Consider the following 18,643-nt stretch of genomic DNA (forward strand, 5'->3'; position numbering starts at 1 on the left):
CTCCCCTCAGCGCGCTTCCAGGATGGCGACGACGCCCTGGCCGCCCGCGGCGCAGACCGAGATCAGGCCGCGTCCGCTGCCCTTTTCGTGCAGCATCTTGGCCAGTGTGGCGACGATCCGGCCGCCGGTGGCGGCGAACGGGTGGCCGGCCGCCAGCGACGAGCCGTTCACGTTCAGTTTTGCCCTGTCGATGCTGCCCAGCGGCCCGCCGAGCCCCAGCCGTGTCCGGCAGAACTCCTCATCCTCCCAGGCGGCCAGGGTGCTCAGCACGGTCCCGGCGAACGCTTCGTGGATCTCGAAGAAGTCGAAGTCGGCCAGGGTCAGGCCGTTGCGTTCCAGCAGGCGCGGCACCGCGAATACGGGTGCCATCAGCAGGCCGTCCTTGCCGTGCACGAAGTCCACGGCGGCTGCTTCGGCGTCGACGACGTCGGCCAGCACCGGGAGGTCGTGCGCAGCGGCCCAGTCTTCGGAGGCCAGCAGGACGGTCGAGGCGCCGTCGGTGAGCGGCGTGGAGTTGCCCGCGGTCATGGTCGCTTCCGCGCCCAGGGACCGGCCAAAAACGGGCTGGAGCTTCGCGAGTTTCTCGGCGGACGTGTCCGCGCGCAGGTTCGAATCCCTGGTCAGGCCGCGGTACGGCGTCAGCAGGTCATCGAAGAAGCCCCGGTCGTATGCTGCCGCAAGATTTCGATGGCTGGCCAGCGCCAGCTCGTCCTGCGCCTCACGGGTGATCTTCCACTGGGCCGTGGTCAGCGCCTGGTGCTCGCCCATCGACAGTCCCGTACGCGGCTCACCGGTCGACGGAGCGTTGGGGGCCAGGTCCTTTGGCCGCAGCCGCGAGAGCGCCGCGAGCTTCTGCTTGGCCGTCCTGGCCCGGGAGAGGTCCAGGAGTACTTCGCGCAGTCCCTCGCTCACCGCGATCGGCGCGTCGGACGCCGAATCCACGCCGCCGGCAATGGCAGAGTCAATCTGCCCGAGCTTGATCTTGTTGGCAAGCCCTACGACCGTCTCGAGGCCGGTCGCGCAGGCCTGCTGGAGGTCGTAGGCGGGGGTCTCATGGGCCAGCGCCGAGCCCAGGACCGCCTCGCGGGTCAGGTTGAAGTCGCGCGAATGCTTCAGCACGGCACCGGCTGCCACCTCGCCGATCCGTTCGTCCTGGAGGCCGAAGCGGGCCACCAGGCCGTCGAGCGCTGCGGTGAGCATGTCCTGGTTGGAACTGCGCGTGTAGGGGCCGCCGGCACGGGCAAAGGGGATCCGGTTGCCGCCGACCACCACGGCCTTGCGCAGCGGGAGCGGAGCGGGGTTCGAGCCTTGGGGCGCCATGAGCAGTACTCCTCGACGTAGAAGATCATTACCGATACCAAGCGTACCTGATACGCTGGGTATCGTGAACGCAACCCAGCAGCTCGACGGGCGTTCCTCTCGGTGGCAGGTGCACCGCGAGGAACGGCGCCGCGAGCTGATCAGCCAGTCGCGCCGTGCCGTGCACCGCCTCGGCCCCGACGTTTCGATGGAGGACATCGCCTCCGCAGCCGGGACGTCGAAGTCGGTCTTCTACCGCTACTTCGGGGACAAGGCCGGGCTCCAGCAGGCGGTCGGTGAAATCGTCATAGCGCAGATGCAGGAAAAGATCCTCACCGCCGCCAAGAGTGCGACGACGGCCAAGCAGGGTCTCTCCGCCATGGTGTCCGCCTACTTGCAGATGGCCGAGACCTCTCCGAACGTGTACGTGTTCGTCACCCGCAGCACCGACGCCGCCGGTTCCGCTGCTGCGGCAGGCAACGCCCTGGGCAACTTCTTCGATGAGATCACCGCGATGATCACCGTCCCCATGCGTGAACTCCTGGGCAGCGCGGACTCGCCGCAGGTCATGTACTGGCCCACCGCCGCCATCGGGCTGGTCCGCAGTGCCGGCGAACTCTGGCTCGCCACCCCCGCCTCCCCCGCCAAACCCGACCATGTGGCCATGGCGGGACTGATCACGAACTGGCTGACGAGCGGGATCCTCCCCGACATCGCTGCCCCCGCCTCCCCGACCCTGACTCAAACGAAGGAAACAGCATGACCGATCTCGCCGCCCGCCGGCACGTCCCCGCAGCGCCCGCCCCCGTTGCCGGCAAGCACGCCCAGCACGCGCCCGCACCCACAGTCGACGTCGCCGCCCTGGGCGAGCAGTTGCTGGGCAAATGGGCGGACGTACGGCGGGCGGCCCGCGAGCTCGCGGGCCGCGAAGAAGTCCATAAGATCGAAGGACTGACGCACACCGAACACCGGGCGCGGACCTTTGAGCAGCTGAAGTTCCTGGTCGAGAACAAGGCGGTGCACCGGGCCTTCCCGGAGGAGGTCGGCGGCACCAACGACCATGGGGGCAACATTGCAGGGTTCGAGGAACTCGTCACTGCCGATCCGTCCCTGCAGATCAAGGCCGGCGTGCAGTGGGGCCTCTTCGGCGCCGCGGTGCTGCACCTGGGCACAGCCGAGCACCATGAGCGGTTCCTGCCCGGCATCATGGACCTGGACGTGCCCGGCTGCTTCGCGATGACTGAAACCGGCCACGGCTCCGACGTCGCCAGCATCGCCACCACCGCAACCTACGATGAAGCCGCGGGCGAGTTCGTGCTGAACACCCCGTTCCGTGCCGCCTGGAAGGACTACATCGGCAATGCGGCCGTCGACGGGCTCGCCGCGGTCGTCTTCGCCCAGCTGATCACCAAGGGCATCAACCACGGCGTCCATGCGTTCTACGTGCCGCTGCGGGACCCCGCCACGAAGGAGTTCCTCCCGGGCATCGGCGGGGAGGACGACGGCGTCAAGGGCGGCTTGAACGGCATCGACAACGGACGGCTGCACTTCTCCTCCGTCCGCGTGCCGCGCCGCAACCTGCTCAACCGCTACGGCGACGTCGCCGAGGACGGCTCCTACTCCTCGCCGATCGCCAGCCCTGGACGCCGGTTCTTCACGATGCTGGGCACCCTGGTGCAGGGCCGTGTCTCGCTCGACGGCGCGGCGGTGGCGGCCAGCAAGGTCGGGTTGAAAATCGCCCTCCAATACGCCTCGGAGCGCCGGCAGTTCAACGCGGCGTCCGACACCGAGGAGGAGGTGCTGCTGGACTATCAGCGCCACCAGCGCCGGCTGCTGCCGCTCCTGGCGACCACCTACGCGGCTTCGTTCGCGCATGAGGAGCTGCTGCGCAAGTTCGACGACGTCTTCTCCGGCGTTCACGACACGGACGAGGACCGACAGGACCTGGAGACGCTGGCCGCCGCGCTGAAGTCCCTTTCAACATGGCATGCGCTCGAGACGCTGCAGGAATGCCGGGAGGCGTGCGGGGGCGCCGGATTCCTGATCGAGAACCGGTTCGCCTCGCTGCGCGCCGACCTGGACGTGTACGTCACCTTCGAGGGGGACAACACGGTCCTGCTGCAGCTGGTGGCCAAGCGTCTGCTGGCCGACTACGCCAAAGAGTTCCGCAAGGTGGACTTCGGCATCCTGGCCCGCTACGTCGCGGGACAGGCCGCGGACCTCACCCTGCACCGCACCGGGCTGAGGTCCGTGGGCCAGGTCATCCGGGACACCGGGGCCGGCCGCCGGTCCGCCGTCGCCCTCCGGGACCAGGACACGCAGCGCGCCCTGCTCACAGACCGCGTCTCCACGATGGTCGCCGAAGCCGGCAACGCCCTCCGCGGAGCGGCGAGGCTGCCCCAGGCCAAAGCGGCTGCCGTGTTCAACGAGCACCAGCACGAGCTCATCGAGGCGGCCCAGGCGCACGCCGAGCTGCTGCAGTGGGAAGCGTTCACCGCTGCGCTCGGGGAGGTTCAGGACCCGGGGACACGCAAGGTGTTGACCTGGCTGCGGGACCTGTTCGGCCTGTCCCTGATCGAGAAGCACCTGGCCTGGTACCTGATGAACGGGCGGCTCTCCATGCAGCGGGCCCGCACAGTGGGCGGCTACATCAACCGGCTGCTGACGAAACTGCGCCCGCACACCCTGGACCTGGTCGACGCCTTCGGCTACGGACAGGAGCACCTGCGCGCCGCCATCGCCACCGGTGCCGAGAAAGAGCGGCAGGACGAGGCGGCGGCCTACAACCGGCGGATGCGCGCCAGCGGCTCCGCCCCGATGGACGAGAAGGTTGCGCTGGCCCACAAGAAGGCCGCGGCGAAGCGGAAGTAGTGCGCCGGCGGGCCCGGGAACCTGCGGGCTCCCGGACCCGCCGCGGCTTCCGGCCGCCCCGCCGGCCGCCCTGCCGTCGTCAGAGCACGGAGCGGTAGACGTCCAGGGTGGTCTGCGCGATCGAGTCCCAGGAGAAGTGCTCCTCGGCCCGTCGCCGGCCGGCCTGCCCCATCGTGCGCGCACGGGCCGGGTCGGCCACCACTTCCGCCAGGGCCGCGGCGAAGTCGGAGACGAATTTGTCCGGGTCCAGCGGCGTTCCGGTGCCGTCCGTGACCTGCTCGATCGGCACCAGCAGGCCCGTGGTGCCGTGGTCCACGACCTCGGGAATGCCACCGGTCGCACTGGCCACCACGGCGGCGCCGCAGGCCATTGCCTCCAGGTTCACGATGCCGAGCGGCTCGTAGATCGACGGGCACGCGAAGGCGGTGGCGTGGCTGAGGACCTGGATGAGCTCGTTGCGGGGCAGCATGCGTTCAATCAGGACGACGCCGTCCCGTTCGGCCCGCAGCCGGGCGATCAGTTCGGCGGTTTCGGCCGCGAGTTCCGGCGTGTCGGCGGCACCCAGGCAGAGCACGAGCTGGACCTCCGGCGGCAGCTTCTCGGCAGCGCGCAGCAGGTACGGCACGCCCTTCTGCCGGGTGTTCCTGCCGACGAAGACGACACTGGGACGCTCCGGGTCGATCCCGAGCCCGCGCACCAGGGCATCGTCCTCGTCGCGCTGCCACATGGACACGTCGATGCCGTTGTGCACGACCCTGACCTTGGCCGGGTCCACCTCCGGGTAGCAGCGGAGAATGTCGTTGCGCATGCCGTCGGAGACAGCAATGATCGCCGCCGCCGCCTCGTAGGCGGTCTTTTCCACCCAGGAGGAGAGCGCGTAGCCGCCCTTGAGCTGTTCGGCCTTCCACGGGCGCAGCGGCTCAAGGCTGTGGGCACTGAGCACGTGCGGGATGCCGTGCAGCAGGGAACCCAGATGGCCGGCCATGTTCGCGTACCAGGTGTGCGAGTGGACCAGGTCCGCCCCGGCCAGGTCAGGCAGGATGCGCAGGTCGACGCCAAGCGTCTGGACCGCGGCGTTCGCCGCACCAAGGTCCTCCGGCACCGAATACGAGCTCACGTCCGCCCCGTGGTAGTCCGCGGGACGCTCCGCGCCGAATGCCCGCACCTTCAGGTCCACGTGCTGTGCCAGCACCCGCGACAGCTCGGCGACGTGCACGCCCGCTCCCCCATAGATCTCCGGCGGAAACTCCTTGGTCACAATGTCGATACGCATTTCTTCAAGGTAGTGCTTGCAACGGTTGTGTTCTAGTGTGAACATGACGGCACCGGTGCGGGCGCCGGTGGGAGCAGAGCAGTAACGGGCAGGGGTATAGACGATGGCGCGAAGAAATGTCCTGGCAATTGTTCTGGCGGGTGGCGAGGGTAACCGGCTGATGCCGCTGACGGCGGACAGGGCCAAGCCGGCGGTTCCGTTCGCGGGCAGCTACCGGCTGATCGACTTCGCACTTTCAAACCTCATGAACTCCGGCTACCTGCAGATCGTCGTCCTCACGCAGTACAAGTCGCACAGCCTGGACCGCCACATTTCGGAAACCTGGCGCATGTCCACCCTCCTCGGCAACTACGTGGCGTCGGTGCCGGCGCAGCAGCGCGTCGGCAAGAGCTGGTTCCTGGGCAGCGCCAACGCCATCTACCAGTCGCTGAACCTGATCCACGACGCGCAGCCGGACATCGTCGTCGTCGTCGGCGCGGACCACGTGTACCGGATGGACTTCTCCCAGATGGTGAACGCCCACACGGACTCCGGGGCGCTGGCCTCCGTCGCGGCCGTCCGCCAGCCGCTGAACCTGGCCAACCAGTTCGGCGTCATTGAGACGGACCCGGACAAACCCGGCCGGATCAAGGCCTTTGTGGAGAAGCCGCAGACCACGCCGGGCCTTCCCGATGACCCCAACCAGTTCCTGGCGTCGATGGGCAACTACGTTTTCAACGCCGATGCACTGGTGGAGGCGCTGCACCACGACGCCGAACGGCTCGACACCAAGCACGACATGGGCGGCGACATCGTGCCGTACTTCGTCGAGCGCGGGGAGTGCGGCGTCTACGACTTCACCACGAACGAGATCCCCGGTTCCACCGACCGGGACCGCACCTACTGGCGGGACGTGGGCACCATCGAGTCCTTCTACGACGCGCACATGGACCTGATTTCGCCGTTGCCGATTTTCAACCTCTATAACCGCGAGTGGCCGATCTACACCCGGCAGACCAACTCGCCGCCGGCCAAGATGGTCCGCGGAGAGCACCACTCGGACGGGACCGCCTACGACTCCATCGTCTCCAGCGGCGTCGTCATCTCCGGGGGCACGGTGGACAAGTCCGTCCTGTCCACCGATGTCTTCGTCGACGACGGAGCCCAGGTGACCGGCTCCGTGCTGATGGACAACGTGCAGGTCGGCAAGGGCGCTGTCGTGAAGAACGCCATCATCGACAAGAACGTCCGGGTGCCGGAGAACGCCAAGATCGGCGTCGACCACGACCTGGACCGACGCCGAGGCTTCAAGGTCACCGACTCGGGACTGACAGTGCTGAGCAAGGGCCAGGAAGTCCTCTCGCCCGACCAGCTCTAACGCGGCGGCCCGGCTCCGGGGAGCGGTAACATTGTGGGGGCACTTTTTCGTGCCCCCACGAGCACTCCAGCAGAAGCGGCCACGCACCCATGAGCAGCACCAACAGTTCCGAGCTTTCCGACGACGATATCCAGACCTGTCTGCGGGTCCTGTCCGAGATCCATGTCCTGGACGAGGACCACCCGGACTACGTCGCCGTCCGCCGCGCCACCGGCAAGATGTTCAAGGCCGTCAAGAAGCACCGCCGCACCACGAAGCGGGATGAAATGGCCGCGGCGGACCGCGCCGTAATCGCCCTGACCGCGACCGCCGCACCGGACCGGATAGACGACGAGACCCGCGGCAACAAGCTCGCCTCCTCGGCCACCGGCGCGGTCGCCGGCACCCTGCAGCGCTCCCGCGCCTGCTACATCTGCAAGCAGCACTACACGCTCGTGGACGCCTTCTACCATCAGCTCTGCCCTGAGTGCGCCGCGTTCAGCCACGCCAAGCGCGACGCCCGGACCGATCTGACCGGCAAGCGGGCCCTGCTCACCGGCGGCCGCGCCAAGATCGGCATGTACATTGCGCTGCGGCTGCTCCGCGACGGTGCGCACACGACCATCACCACCCGCTTCCCGAAGGACGCCGCCCGCCGGTTCGCCGCCATGGAGGACAGCGCCGACTGGATCCACCGGCTGCGGATCGTCGGGATCGACCTGCGCGATCCCTCCCAGGTCATCGCGCTGGCCGACTCGGTGGCCGAGGCCGGTCCGCTCGACATCCTCATCAACAACGCCGCCCAAACGGTGCGGCGCTCCCCCAACGCCTACCAGCCGCTGGTGGACGCCGAGGACGCGCCGCTGCCCGCCGTCGCCCGGGCCGAAAACGGCGGACCGGAGCTGGTGACGTTCGGCCACGCGCACGACAAGCACCCGATCGCCATCGCCGGGTCGCTCTCCGGGCACCCGGCACTCGCCGCCGACGAGGTCACCGCGCTGGCCCTGTCCACCGGGTCGGCCTCGCTGGAGCGCATCGCGGCCGGCACCGCGATCGACGCCGGCGGCCTCGTGCCGGATCTGGACACCATCAACAGCTGGACCCAGGCGGTAGAGCAGGTGGACCCGCTTGAGATGCTTGAGGTGCAGCTGTGCAACGTCACCGCGCCCTTCCTGCTGGTCAGCAGGCTGCGCCCGGCCATGGCGCGTTCGGCCGCCCGCCGGAAGTACGTGGTGAATGTCTCCGCGATGGAGGGCCAGTTCAGCCGCCGCTACAAGGGCCCGGGCCACCCGCACACCAACATGGCCAAGGCGGCACTGAACATGATGACCCGCACCAGCGCCGAGGAAATGCTCACGACGGACGGGATCCTGATGACGGCGGTCGACACGGGCTGGATCACCGACGAACGCCCGCACTACACGAAGGTCCGCCTGGCGGAGGAAGGCTTCCACGCCCCGCTGGACCTGGTCGACGGCGCCGCGCGGGTCTACGACCCGATCGTCCAGGGCGAAGAGGGCACGGACCTGTACGGCTGCTTCCTCAAGGACTACAAGCCCAGCCCGTGGTGATGCCGTAACCCGCTATCCGGAGCAAACCCGCTGTCCGGAGCACGACGAACGGCCAGGTACGGCGGCTTTCCGTGAGGAAAGGCCGCCGTACCTGGCCGTTCGCGTGGTGCCGGGGCAGGCCTTAGGCGAGGCGGGTGATCTCGACCGTGACGTTCAGGGCCGACCCGCCGCCGCCGGAAAGGATTCCCTTGAGCGGCGGCACGTCGCGGTAGTCGCGGCCGCGGGCCACTGAGACATGGAAGTCCCCTGCCGGCTTGTGGTTGGTGGGGTCCCAGCTGCGCCACTCGCCGTCCCACCACTCCAGCCAGGCGTGCGACTGCCCGGCCACGACCTCGCCGATGCCGGCCTCCGACCGCGGGTGGATGTAGCCGGAAATGTACCGTGCCGGGATGCCCAGGCCGCGCAGCGCACCGACCGCAAGATGCGCCAGGTCCTGGCACACGCCCTTGCGTTCCTGCCAGGCTTCCTCGGCGTTGGTGTGAACGCCGGTGATGCCTTTGACGTACTCCATCTCCTCACGGAGCCAGGCGAACACCGCCATGGCCGTCTCATGCGGGTTGCGGCCCTGCGCGATGCCGCGGGCGATGGCCAGCACCTCTTCGCCGGGGGCACTGAGCTGCGACTGCGGCAACCAGTCGCTGAAACGGTCGGTCACCTCGTCGGAGCGCAGCGTCTCCCAGTCCACCACCTCGTCGCTGACGACGGTCCGGTCCGCGCGGTGCACCTCCACGGTCGTCGTAGCGGTCACGTCCAGATAGTCGTGCGGCATCTGCATGTCGAACGCGGTCACACGGGTGCCCCAGTAGTCGCGGTAGGTGCTGACGGCCGCCTGCGACGGGAGCACCTTCACGGTGGTCTCGAGGACCACCTGGTACGGGTCCGTCAGCGGCGTCAGGCGCGCCTCGTTGTAGGAGAGAGTGACCCGCTTGTTGTAGTTGTAGCCGGTCTTGTGCACGATGCGCAGGCGGGTCATGACACCTCTCCAACCCAGGACAGGTCCGCTGCCTGGGAGAAATACTTGCGGGAAATGGCGTCCGAGGCCTGGGCCACGGCTTTCTGGACCCGCTCCATGTGCTCGGGCAGCTCGGACATCAGGTCGTCCGTGCGGTGGAACTCCAGGAACGTGCGGGCCTGACCGACGATGCGGCGCGCATCGTTGAGGAAGCCCACGCGCTGGGCCGTGGGGTCCAGCTTGGCCAGGCACTCGTCGGCGTCGCGGAGCGCGTAGACAATCGAGCGGGGGAACAGCCGGTCCAGCAGGAGGAACTCGGCGGCGTGCTGGTCCCCGAAGGCCGCCCGGCGGGTGCGCAGGAACGACTCGTAGGCGCCGGCGCAGCGCAGCATGTTCACCCATGACATGCCGGCCGTGTGCACGTCCCGGGTGGAGAGCATGCGCGCGGTCATGTCCGCCCGCTCCAGGCTGCGGCCGAGCACGAGGAAGAGCCAGCTCTCGTCGTGGCTGACGGTGGTGTCGGCCAGGCCGCTGACCATCGCGGTGCGCTCGAGCACCCACTGGCAGAAGCGGTAGGTGCCCACCACGTCCTTGCGGTGCTGGTTGAGCCCGTAGTACGTCGTATTCAGGCACTCCCAGAGGCTGGAGGAGACTGTCTCGCGCGCCCGCCGGGCGTTCTCGCGGGCCGCCCCCAGGGAGCCGGCGATCGACGTCGCACTCTGCCGGTCGTAGGCAAGCGTCTGGAGCAGCTCGTTCAGCCCGAACTCCTCGCTTTGCGGCCGCGTGCCCATCACGGCGAGCAGTTCCTGCGCGACGTTGCGCTGCTCGTCCTGCGGCAGGTGGTTCAGGCGTTCGAGGTGAACGTCGAGGATGCGCGCGGTACCGTCGGCGCGCTCGACATAGCGGCCGATCCAGAAAAGGGATTCGGCAATCCGGCTAAGCACTCAGATTCCCTCCTGTCGTTGCTTTGAAGCGTGGCTTGAAGAGTGTGAAACAGGCCGTCATTGCTGCTGCTGTTCCGCCTGGCGATCCTGCCAGTTGCTTTCGATCGGCCACACGGAGACCCGTTCGCGGACATTGATGCTGGGCCTCGGGACGTTTTCCACCGGGCCCTGCGCCGAGCCGGAGAGCACCCAGGTGTCCTTCGAGCCGCCGCCCTGGCTGGAGTTCACGATTAGCGAGCCTTCCTTCAGGGCCACCCGGCTCAGGCCCCCGGGGAGCACCCAGACGTCGTCGCCGTCGTTGACCGCGAACGGGCGCAGGTCCACGTGGCGCGGGCTGAACTTCCCGCCGGACATCGTGGGCACCGTCGAAAGCTGCAGCACCGGCTGCGCGATCCAGCCGCGCGGGTCGGCGATGACGAGTTTGCGCAGCGTTTCGAGCTCCTCCTTGCTGGCATCCGGGCCGATGACCAGGCCCTTGCCGCCGGACCCGTCAACCGGCTTGACCACCAGCTCGTCCAGCCGGTCCAGCACATGTTCGCGGGCTTCCTTCTCCTCGAGGCGGAACGTGTCCACGTTCGGGATGATCGGTTCCTCGCTCAGGTAATAGCGGATCAGGTCCGGCACGTAGCTGTAGACCAGCTTGTCGTCGGCGACGCCGTTGCCGACGGCGTTGGCGATCGTGACCCCGCCGGCGCGGGCGGCGTTGACCAGCCCAGGGCAGCCGAGCATGGAGTCGGAGCGGAACTGCAGCGGATCGAGGAACTCATCGTCGATCCGCTTGTAAATCACGTCCACGCGCTGCTCCCCCGCCGTTGTGCGCATGTACACGCGGTTGCCGCGGCAGATCAGGTCGCGGCCCTCGACGAGTTCGACGCCCATCAGGCCGGCCAGCAGGGTGTGCTCGAAGTAGGCGCTGTTGAAGACGCCGGGGGTCAGGACGACGACGGTGGGATCGTCCACGCCGGAGGGCGCGGTCTTGCGCAGCGCCGAGAGCAGCCGCCGCGGGTACTCCTCCACCGGCCGGATGCGCTGCTGGCCGAAGGCTTCCGGCAGGCCCTTGGCCATCGCCCGCCGGTTCTCCAGCACGTAGCTGACACCGCTGGGCACCCGCACGTTGTCCTCGAGCACGCGGAAAGTCCCGGATTCGTCGCGCACGACGTCGATCCCGGAAATGTGGACCCGGACCCCGCCGGCCGGTTCGAACCCGGAGACCTGGCGGTGGAAGTGCGCGCTGGAAGTCACCAGCCGGCGCGGGATGACGCCGTCGGAGACCACTGCCATTTTGTCGTACACGTCGTTGAGGAAAGCCTCGAGTGCCCGGACCCGCTGCGCGACACCGCGCTCGAGGTCGCTCCACTCGTCCGCCGCGATCACGCGCGGGACGATGTCCAGCGGGAACGGCCGCTCTTCGCCGGCGTAGTCGAAGGTGACGCCGCGGTCCAGGAAGGTGCGCGCCATCGAGTCCGCGCGGGCCGTCACATCGGCGAGGGTCAGCTCCCCCAGGGCGTTGGCTACCTGCCGGTAGGACTGGCGCGGGAGCTGGCCCGGCGCGAACATCTCGTCGAACGCCCGGGTGCGCCCGGCAGCCAGCGAATAGTCTTCGAAGAGATCTGACATTCCCTTAGCCTTTCATTGATTCCACCCGATTACATCACGGGCTGATTGCCGGGGCGTTACCGGCCCTGCTCCTCGGCCGAAGGCACGGCCGGAGCCCCCCACCATGGTTGAATATCGGGGTGTCCACTGCGAATCTCACCCGCGACGAAGCGGCCCGGCGGGCCTTGCTCGTCAGCGTGTCGGCCTACGATGTCAGCCTCGACCTGAGCAGTGCCCGGGACGGCAGCGTTCCGGGGTTCGCGACGGTGAGCACTCTGGATTTCACCGCGGCCGAGCCGGGCGCGGACACGTTCCTCGACTTCATCGGCGAGGTGCACGCAGTGGTGCTCAACGGCGTGGACCTCGCGGTGGACGACGTCGTCGACGGCCCGCGCATCCATCTGCGGGACCTTGCGACCTCCAACCGGGTCACGGTCACCGGAACCGCCTGGTACAGCAGCAGCGGCGAGGGCATGCACCGGTTCGTGGACCCGGCGGACGGTGAGACCTACCTTTATACGCAGTACGAGCCCGCGGACGCGCGCCGGGTGTTCGCCAACTTCGAGCAGCCCGACCTGAAGGCAGAATTCACCTTCCATGTCACCGCCCCGGCCGGCTGGCAGGTGGCTTCCAACGGCGCCGGGACGCTCGCGGCGAAAAGTGCTTCTGCTGCCGGCGCGGAACGCTGGGACTTCGCCCGGACCAAGCGCATCTCCACCTACATCACCTCGGTCCTGGCCGGCCCCTACCACCGCGCTGAGGACCTCTGGACGGCCGACCTCCCCGCGGGGCGCCTCGAGGTCCCGTTGGCCGCCTTCTGCCGGGCGTCCCTGGCGCCCCACTTCGACGCCGCGCGCATCTTCGAGCACACCCGCAAGGGCCTGGATTTCTTTCACCAGCTCTTCGAGTTCCCGTACCCCTTTGGCAAGTACGACCAGGCGTTCGTCCCCGAGTACAACCTCGGAGCCATGGAGAACCCCGGCCTCGTCACCTTCACCGAGAAATACGTGTTCGAGTCCCGGGCCACCGACGCCCAGTACCAGCGGCGAGCCAACACCCTGCTGCACGAGATGGCGCATATGTGGTTCGGCGACCTGGTCACCATGAAGTGGTGGGACGACCTGTGGCTGAAGGAATCCTTCGCCGATTTCATGGGAACCCTCGCCGTCGCCGAATCCACCCAGTGGAAGGACGCGTGGGTCGGCTTCGCCAACCAGCGCAAGGCCTGGGCCTACCTGCAGGACCAGCTGCCCACCACGCACCCGGTGGTCGCCGACATCCGCGACCTTGAGGCAGCTAAGCAGAACTTCGACGGCATCACCTACGCGAAGGGCGCTTCGGTGCTCAAGCAACTGGTGGCCTATGTCGGCTTTGACGGGTTCATCGCCGGTGCCCGCGGGTACTTCCGGCGGCACGCCTACGGCAACACCACCCTGCAGGACCTGCTCACCGCTTTGGAGGCCGCCTCGGGCCGCGACCTGACGGGGTGGTCCACCCGGTGGCTGCAGACCGCCGGCCTGCCGACGCTGACGCCGGTGATTGAAACCGACGGAGCGACAATCACCTCGCTGGCGGTGCACCAGGAAGCCCCGGACCCGCTCGGCGGAGGCCGGAACCTGCGCCCGCACCGGCTGCGGATCGGCTTCTACGACCGCACGGCTGACGGCACGCTGCAACGCTCGCACAGCCTCGAACTCGACGTCGACGGCGAACTGACGGAAGTCCCCGGCGCCGCCGGGCTGCCGCGGCCGGCACTGCTGCTCCTCAACGACGAGGACCTCACCTATGCCAAAGTGCGCCTTGACGACGCCTCCGCCGCCACGGCCCTCGCGGAGCTGGGCGCGCTGCGGGACCCGATGGCGCGGGCCCTGGTCTGGTCGGCCCTGTGGAACGCCACCCGCGACGCCGTGCTGCCCGCGGCGGCGTTTGTCGACGCCGTCGACCGGGCCGCGGCGGCGGAGACCGACATCGGGGTGCTGCAGATGATCCTCGACCAGGCCGGATCGGCCGTGGAACGGTATGCGCCGGCGGTACAGCGCGCACAGCTGCGCGCCCGGTTCCTCGCCGCGGCGGTCCGCGAACTCGGCAACGCGGCCGCCGGTTCCGACCAGCAACTGGCCTGGGCGCGGACTGTCGCCGCCGTTGGGCGCCGCACTCCCGAAGCCAACCGGTTCCTGCGGGACCTGCTCGCGGGCCGGGGCACGCCCTCCGGCCTCGCCGTCGACGCGGACCTGCGCTGGCGGCTGTGGCAGGCGCTGGCCGCGAACGGCGGGGCAGAGGTCCCCGAGCTCGACGGCGAGCTGGCCCGCGACCAAACAGCCTCGGGGCGCGCCGGGCATCTGACAGCGGTGACCGCGCGCCCCGCCGTGAGCGTCAAGGAGGCAGCCTGGGAGCGGATCCTGCACGGGAGGGACTTGTCCAATGAGCTCCTGGGCGCGGCCATCGAGGGCTACCGGCAGGGCCCGGCGGAGCTGAGGGAAGGCTTCCGCGGCCGGTACTTCGAGGCCCTGGAGTCGGTGTGGGCCTCGCGCAGTATTGAGATCGCAGGCCGCATCGTGGGCGGGCTCTATCCCTCGGACGCCGACGTGCGGCCCGGCACGGCCGCGGAGGACCACCCGGTGGTGGTCATCACCGACCACTGGCTAACGACGCACCCGGACGCGCCGGCTGCCCTGCGGCGGATTCTGCTGGAACAGCGGGCGCTGCTGCTGGTGGCCCTGCGCGCCCAGCTCGCCGCGGTCTAAGCGGCGGAGCCGGCGCAGCGGGTGAAGCGCGCTACGGCACGCGGCGAAGCCATTCAGGGGTGCCGAACTTGGCGTTCACGCGCTCCCGGGCCGCATCGAGGACCTCCGCGTCCAGCTCGGCGGCGGCCGCGCCGTAGCGCTCGGCAAAGGTTTCGGCCATCGTCGCGATAATGGCCGAGCGGGCCATGCCCGTCTGCCGGCGGAGCGGGTCCACCCGCTTCTTCGCGCTCGTCGTGCCCTTGTCGGAGAGCTTTTCCTTGCCGATGCGCAGGACTTCGACCATCTTGTCCGCATCGATGTCGTAGGACATGGTGACGTGGTGCAGCATCGAACCGCTGCTGAACCGCTTCTGCGCCGCTCCCCCGATCTTGCCCTGGTCCGTCGCGATGTCGTTCAGCGGCTGGTACCAGGCCTTGATGCCGAGCTTCTCCAACGACTCCATAACCCAGCTGTCCAGGAAAGGGTAGGAATCGGCGAAGCTCAGTCCGTCCACCAGGGTCTGCGGCAAGTACAGGGAGTAGGTGATGCAGTTGCCCGCCTCCATGAACATCGCCCCCCCGCCGCTCACCCGGCGGACCACGGTGATCCCGTGCTTCTGCACCCCTGCAGGGTCCAGCTCGTTGCGGTAGGACTGGAAGCTGCCGATCACCACGGACGGTTCCTCCCAGTCCCAGAAGCGCAGGGTCGGCTTCCGGACGCCCGCACCAACCTGCTCGGTGAGCACTTCGTCCAGGGCGACATTCACCGGCGTCGGCAGGGTCTTCGGAAGCATCAGTTCCCACTCGTGGTCCCCCCACCCGGTGGCGCGCCCCAACGCACGGCGGACGGCGATGGCCACTGCCCCGGGGCTGAAGCCGAAGAGGCTGGCAGCGGGATCAAGGGCAGCGGACACGGTTTCGGTGACTGTCCCGGCCGGGGCGCCGACCGGCAGACCGGTGAGGGCGGAATTGATGTCGAGCAGGGCGTCGTCGGGCTCGAGGAAGAAGTCTCCGCTGACGGAGACGTTGGCGAGGTGGCCGCCGTCGACGTCGAAGTCCACCACCACCAGTTTGCCGCCCGGAACCTTGTACTCGCCGTGCCGGCGTCCGTTGTTCTCCACTGCCATACCTTTACTTTAACGGCCCGGGTACTCTAATCGCCCGGGAACGGACGAAGGCGCCCACCCTGGACGGGTGGACGCCTTCGCGGAAGCGGTGTGCAGCTCGCTTACTTCTTGCCGAAGTTCTTGAAGCGGGCGTTGAAGCGCTCCACGCGGCCGGCGGAGTCCATGATCCGCTGCTTGCCGGTGTAGAACGGGTGCGACTCCGAGGAGATTTCGACGTCGATGACCGGGTAGGTGTTTCCGTCCTCCCACTCGATGGTCTTGTCCGAGCCGACCGTCGAACGGGTCAGGAACTTGGTGCCGGAAGCCAGGTCGTTGAAGACAACGGTTTCGTACTTCGGGTGGATGTCGCTCTTCACAGTTTTACCTTGATCCGCTCCTGGATTTTGCCAGGAGCTCGTTTAGTGGCTGTGGCCACAGGCTGAAAGTAGGTGCGGCGGAAATCGCCAGCAACTCAGTCTAGCGGGAACCGGCGGAATCTGCGAAACGCTCACCTGCAGGCGTAGAACGCGACGGCGCTGGCCGCGGCGACGTTCAGCGAGTCCACACCGCGGCGCATCGGGATCTTGACCGTCAGGTCCGCTTCGGCGAGCGTGCGCGGCAACAGGCCCTCACCCTCGGTGCCCAGAATCAGTGCCAGCCGCTCCGGCCGCCGGGCCGCGAGCTCGTCCAGGCTGACGGACTGCTCGGTAAGGGCCAGCGCCGCGGTCGTGAAGCCGTGCCGGCGCAGCACGGCCATGTCCTCCGGCCAGGACTGCAGCCGGGCCCACGGGATCTGGAACACGGTACCCATACTGACGCGCACGCTGCGCCGGTAAAGCGGGTCCCCGCAGCGCGGTGAGACCAGGACGGCATCGACGTCGAGCGCGGCGGCGGACCGGAAGATGGCGCCGACGTTGGTGTGGTCCACGATGTCTTCGAGCACGGCGATCCGTCGGGCGCCCGCCAGCAGCTCGTCCAGCGGCACCGGAGCCGGCCGGTTCATCGCGGCGAGGGCCCCGCGGTGCAGATGGAATCCGGTGACCGCCTCGAGCACGCCCGGCTCCCCCACGAAGACGGGCACCTCCGGGTGCGCCGTGATCACGTCCTCCAGGTTGGTGAGCCACTTCTCGGCGAGGAAGAAGGAGCGCGGGGTGTGCCCGGCATCGAGGGCACGGCGGAGCACCCGGGAGCTTTCGGCGATGTACATGCCCTCCGCCGGCTCGCGGAGCTTGCGCAGGTGCACGTCGGTCAGCCGGGTGTAGTCGGCCACCCGCGGGTCCGCGGGATCGGTGAGGCGGATGATGCTCACGCGGCCACCAGCTTGGAAACCATGGTCCACAGCGCAACCAGGCCCAGCACGATGATGATGGCGCGCAGGATGTTCGGCGGCAGCCGGCGCCCGAATGTCGAGCCGAGGTAGCCGCCCACCAGCGAGCTGACGGCAATCAAGCCGACGGCCGGCCAGCTGATCCGGCTGAAGGCGAACAACATGTACGAGATGCCCGCCACGACGTTCACCCCGAGCACCAGCACGTTCTTCATCGCGTTCGCCTGCTGGATGGTCCCCGCCATGAAGACGCCCAGGATCCCGACAAGGAGGATCCCCTGGGCCGCGACGAAGTAACCGCCGTAGACGCCGGCGAAGTAGACCAGAAGGGTGAGCGGCACCGCGTGCGAAGTCCTGCGGCCGTCGGTTTCGTCGGCCCGCTCAGCCCGGCGCCGTACCCAGCGCTGCAGCCGCGGCTGGAACACCACGAAGAGCAGAGCGATGACGATCAGGAACGGCGCGGCAACGCCGAAGACCGATTCGGGCAGGTGCAGCAGCAGCCACGCCCCCGTCACCGCACCGAGGACGGAGGCCGGCAGCAGGCGCAGCAGCTGCCCGCCCAGGCCTTCGAGTTCGCGCCGGTAGCCCCAGACCCCGGCGGCACCGCCGGCGATCAGGCCCATGGCGTTGCTCACCGAGGCTGTCACGGGCGGATAGCCGAGGGCGACCAGGACAGGGAAGGTCACCAGGGTGCCGGACCCCACCACACTGTTGATGCCTCCGGCCCAGAGGCCGCCGAGCAGGATCAGGACGGCGTGCAGCGGCTCCACGCTATTGCCGCGCGGTGGCGGTGTACCTGCCGTTGGTGGAGGTGACCGTCAGGGGCAGACCGAACGTTTCGCTCAGGTTCTCCTCGGTCAGCACCTCGGCCAGCGGCCCGGAGGCCACCACGCCGCCGTCGCGCAGCAGCAAGGCGTGAGTGAAGCCAGGGGGCACTTCCTCCAAGTGGTGGGTCACGAGCACGATGGCCGGCGCGTCCTCATCACGGGCGAGCTCGGTCAACCGGCGGACGAGGTCTTCGCGGCCGTGCAGGTCCAGACCGGCGGCAGGCTCGTCCAGCAACAGCAGCTCCGGGTCCGTCATGAGCGCCCGGGCAATCTGCACCCGCTTGCGTTCGCCCTCGCTGAGCGAGGCGAAGGGCCGGTTCATGAAGGTTGACATCCCCCAGGTGTGAAGCAGTTCAAAGGCACGGCGTTCGTCCGCACGCTCGTATTGTTCCCGCCAGCGGCCGGTGACGCCGTAGGACGCCGTCACCACGACATTGAGGACCTTTTCGTGCTCCGGGATCTGGTTGGCCAGCGCCGCGGACGCCAGGCCGATGCGGGGCCGCAGTTCGAAGACGTCGACCGCTCCGAGCACCTCATCGAGGATGCCGACCACGCCGCGGGTGGGGTGCATCCGGGCCCCCGCGATCTGGAGCAGGGTCGTCTTGCCGGCGCCGTTCGGTCCGAGGATGACCCAGCGCTCCCCGTCCCGGACCTGCCAGTTGATCCCGTTCAACAGCGTTTTACCGCCGCGGACCACACTGACCCCGGCCAATTCCAGAACATCACTCATGGAACTAGACCCTAAGCCACGCGCCGTACCGGCCGCGAACCGGCGCGGGGGCACGTCCCGGCGCGGTTCGCCGGTGCCCCGGACGCCAT

At 68.5% G+C, this 18,643-nt stretch carries 14 protein-coding genes and 1 pseudogene; 5 read left to right on the forward strand and 10 right to left on the reverse strand.

Annotated features, from left to right (window positions below; genetic code table 11):
• Window positions 1-6: 6 nt before the first annotated feature.
• On the reverse strand, window positions 7-1,320 hold the full coding sequence (locus KIH31_RS04300; RefSeq protein ID WP_214425852.1) for an acetyl-CoA C-acetyltransferase: 1,314 nt from the start codon (window positions 1,318-1,320) through the stop codon (window positions 7-9).
• On the opposite strand from KIH31_RS04300, the gene KIH31_RS04305 reads away from it, so the two are divergent.
• Together KIH31_RS04305 and KIH31_RS04310 are read left to right on the forward strand one after the other, a co-directional pair.
• A complete protein-coding gene (locus KIH31_RS04305; protein ID WP_214425853.1) occupies window positions 1,319-2,062 on the forward strand; it encodes a TetR/AcrR family transcriptional regulator in 744 nt (247 codons plus the stop codon). The two genes, KIH31_RS04300 and KIH31_RS04305, sit on opposite strands and share 2 nt — an antisense overlap.
• The gene (locus tag KIH31_RS04310) at window positions 2,059-4,170 is read left to right on the forward strand and encodes an acyl-CoA dehydrogenase (protein ID WP_214425854.1); all 2,112 of its coding nucleotides are present in this window, start codon (window positions 2,059-2,061) and stop codon (window positions 4,168-4,170) included. Before KIH31_RS04305 ends, KIH31_RS04310 begins: the two co-directional genes overlap by 4 nt.
• Before the next feature lie 79 nt (window positions 4,171-4,249).
• Here the strand turns inward: KIH31_RS04310 and glgA are convergent, their stop codons facing one another.
• Window positions 4,250-5,443: a glycogen synthase gene (gene glgA / locus KIH31_RS04315; protein WP_214425855.1), complete on the reverse strand. Its 1,194-nt coding sequence runs from the start codon at window positions 5,441-5,443 to the stop codon at window positions 4,250-4,252.
• Window positions 5,444-5,546: 103 nt separating this feature from the next.
• Here glgA and glgC point away from each other — a divergent pair.
• Both glgC and KIH31_RS04325 read left to right on the forward strand, forming a co-directional pair.
• A pseudogene (gene glgC / locus KIH31_RS04320) lies at window positions 5,547-6,794 on the forward strand (glucose-1-phosphate adenylyltransferase); the annotation flags it as partial.
• 95 nt (window positions 6,795-6,889) lie between these two features.
• Window positions 6,890-8,350, forward strand: a complete 1,461-nt coding sequence (locus KIH31_RS04325) for an SDR family oxidoreductase (protein ID WP_214425857.1) — start codon at window positions 6,890-6,892, stop codon at window positions 8,348-8,350.
• A 121-nt stretch (window positions 8,351-8,471) separates the two neighbouring features.
• Here the strand turns inward: KIH31_RS04325 and KIH31_RS04330 are convergent, their stop codons facing one another.
• Genes KIH31_RS04330 through KIH31_RS04340 form a run of 3 tightly spaced genes read right to left on the reverse strand, consistent with a single transcriptional unit; the run spans window position 8,472 to window position 11,863 of the window.
• Entirely contained in the window at window positions 8,472-9,323 is an 852-nt protein-coding gene (locus KIH31_RS04330) for a transglutaminase family protein (RefSeq protein ID WP_214425858.1), read from the reverse strand.
• On the reverse strand, window positions 9,320-10,246 hold the full coding sequence (locus tag KIH31_RS04335) for an alpha-E domain-containing protein (RefSeq protein WP_214425859.1): 927 nt from the start codon (window positions 10,244-10,246) through the stop codon (window positions 9,320-9,322). Before KIH31_RS04335 ends, KIH31_RS04330 begins: the two co-directional genes overlap by 4 nt.
• Window positions 10,247-10,303: 57 nt before the next feature.
• Window positions 10,304-11,863 (reverse strand): circularly permuted type 2 ATP-grasp protein, encoded by a 1,560-nt coding sequence (locus KIH31_RS04340; protein WP_214425860.1) that lies wholly within the window; start codon window positions 11,861-11,863, stop codon window positions 10,304-10,306.
• A 119-nt stretch (window positions 11,864-11,982) separates the two neighbouring features.
• Here KIH31_RS04340 and pepN point away from each other — a divergent pair, with 119 nt between their 5' ends.
• Window positions 11,983-14,586, forward strand: a complete 2,604-nt coding sequence (gene pepN / locus KIH31_RS04345; protein ID WP_214425861.1) for an aminopeptidase N — start codon at window positions 11,983-11,985, stop codon at window positions 14,584-14,586.
• Window positions 14,587-14,617: 31 nt separating this feature from the next.
• Here pepN and KIH31_RS04350 read toward each other — a convergent pair whose 3' ends face one another.
• From KIH31_RS04350 to KIH31_RS04370, 5 genes are all read right to left on the reverse strand, one after another.
• The gene (locus KIH31_RS04350) at window positions 14,618-15,691 is read right to left on the reverse strand and encodes a lipoate--protein ligase family protein (protein ID WP_214425862.1); all 1,074 of its coding nucleotides are present in this window, start codon (window positions 15,689-15,691) and stop codon (window positions 14,618-14,620) included.
• Window positions 15,692-15,792: 101 nt separating this feature from the next.
• On the reverse strand, window positions 15,793-16,047 hold the full coding sequence (locus KIH31_RS04355; protein WP_214425863.1) for a type B 50S ribosomal protein L31: 255 nt from the start codon (window positions 16,045-16,047) through the stop codon (window positions 15,793-15,795).
• Window positions 16,048-16,178: 131 nt separating this feature from the next.
• On the reverse strand, window positions 16,179-16,979 hold the full coding sequence (locus KIH31_RS04360; RefSeq protein ID WP_307857538.1) for an RNA methyltransferase: 801 nt from the start codon (window positions 16,977-16,979) through the stop codon (window positions 16,179-16,181).
• Entirely contained in the window at window positions 16,976-17,767 is a 792-nt protein-coding gene (locus tag KIH31_RS04365) for a sulfite exporter TauE/SafE family protein (protein ID WP_214425864.1), read from the reverse strand. Before KIH31_RS04365 ends, KIH31_RS04360 begins: the two co-directional genes overlap by 4 nt.
• 1 nt (window position 17,768) lies before the next feature.
• On the reverse strand, window positions 17,769-18,554 hold the full coding sequence (locus KIH31_RS04370) for an ABC transporter ATP-binding protein (RefSeq protein WP_214425865.1): 786 nt from the start codon (window positions 18,552-18,554) through the stop codon (window positions 17,769-17,771).
• Between the last annotated feature and the right edge of the window lie 89 nt (window positions 18,555-18,643).

This window comes from Paenarthrobacter sp. DKR-5, assembly GCF_018531425.1.
GTDB lineage: Bacteria > Actinomycetota > Actinomycetes > Actinomycetales > Micrococcaceae > DKR-5.

What these genes read in the sequence shown, in the direction of transcription:
- KIH31_RS04325 (WP_214425857.1), top strand. Translation starts at nt 6,890, where the DNA reads ATGAGCAGCACCAACAGTTCCGAGCTTTCCGACGACGATATCCAGACC.
- KIH31_RS04330 (WP_214425858.1), bottom strand. Translation starts at nt 9,323, where the DNA reads ATGACCCGCCTGCGCATCGTGCACAAGACCGGCTACAACTACAACAAG.
- KIH31_RS04350 (WP_214425862.1), bottom strand. Translation starts at nt 15,691, where the DNA reads ATGGCAGTGGAGAACAACGGACGCCGGCACGGCGAGTACAAGGTTCCG.
- KIH31_RS04370 (WP_214425865.1), bottom strand. Translation starts at nt 18,554, where the DNA reads ATGAGTGATGTTCTGGAATTGGCCGGGGTCAGTGTGGTCCGCGGCGGT.
- KIH31_RS04310 (WP_214425854.1), top strand. Translation starts at nt 2,059, where the DNA reads ATGACCGATCTCGCCGCCCGCCGGCACGTCCCCGCAGCGCCCGCCCCC.
- KIH31_RS04300 (WP_214425852.1), bottom strand. Translation starts at nt 1,320, where the DNA reads ATGGCGCCCCAAGGCTCGAACCCCGCTCCGCTCCCGCTGCGCAAGGCC.
- KIH31_RS04305 (WP_214425853.1), top strand. Translation starts at nt 1,319, where the DNA reads ATGAGCAGTACTCCTCGACGTAGAAGATCATTACCGATACCAAGCGTA.
- KIH31_RS04340 (WP_214425860.1), bottom strand. Translation starts at nt 11,863, where the DNA reads ATGTCAGATCTCTTCGAAGACTATTCGCTGGCTGCCGGGCGCACCCGG.
- glgA (WP_214425855.1), bottom strand. Translation starts at nt 5,443, where the DNA reads ATGCGTATCGACATTGTGACCAAGGAGTTTCCGCCGGAGATCTATGGG.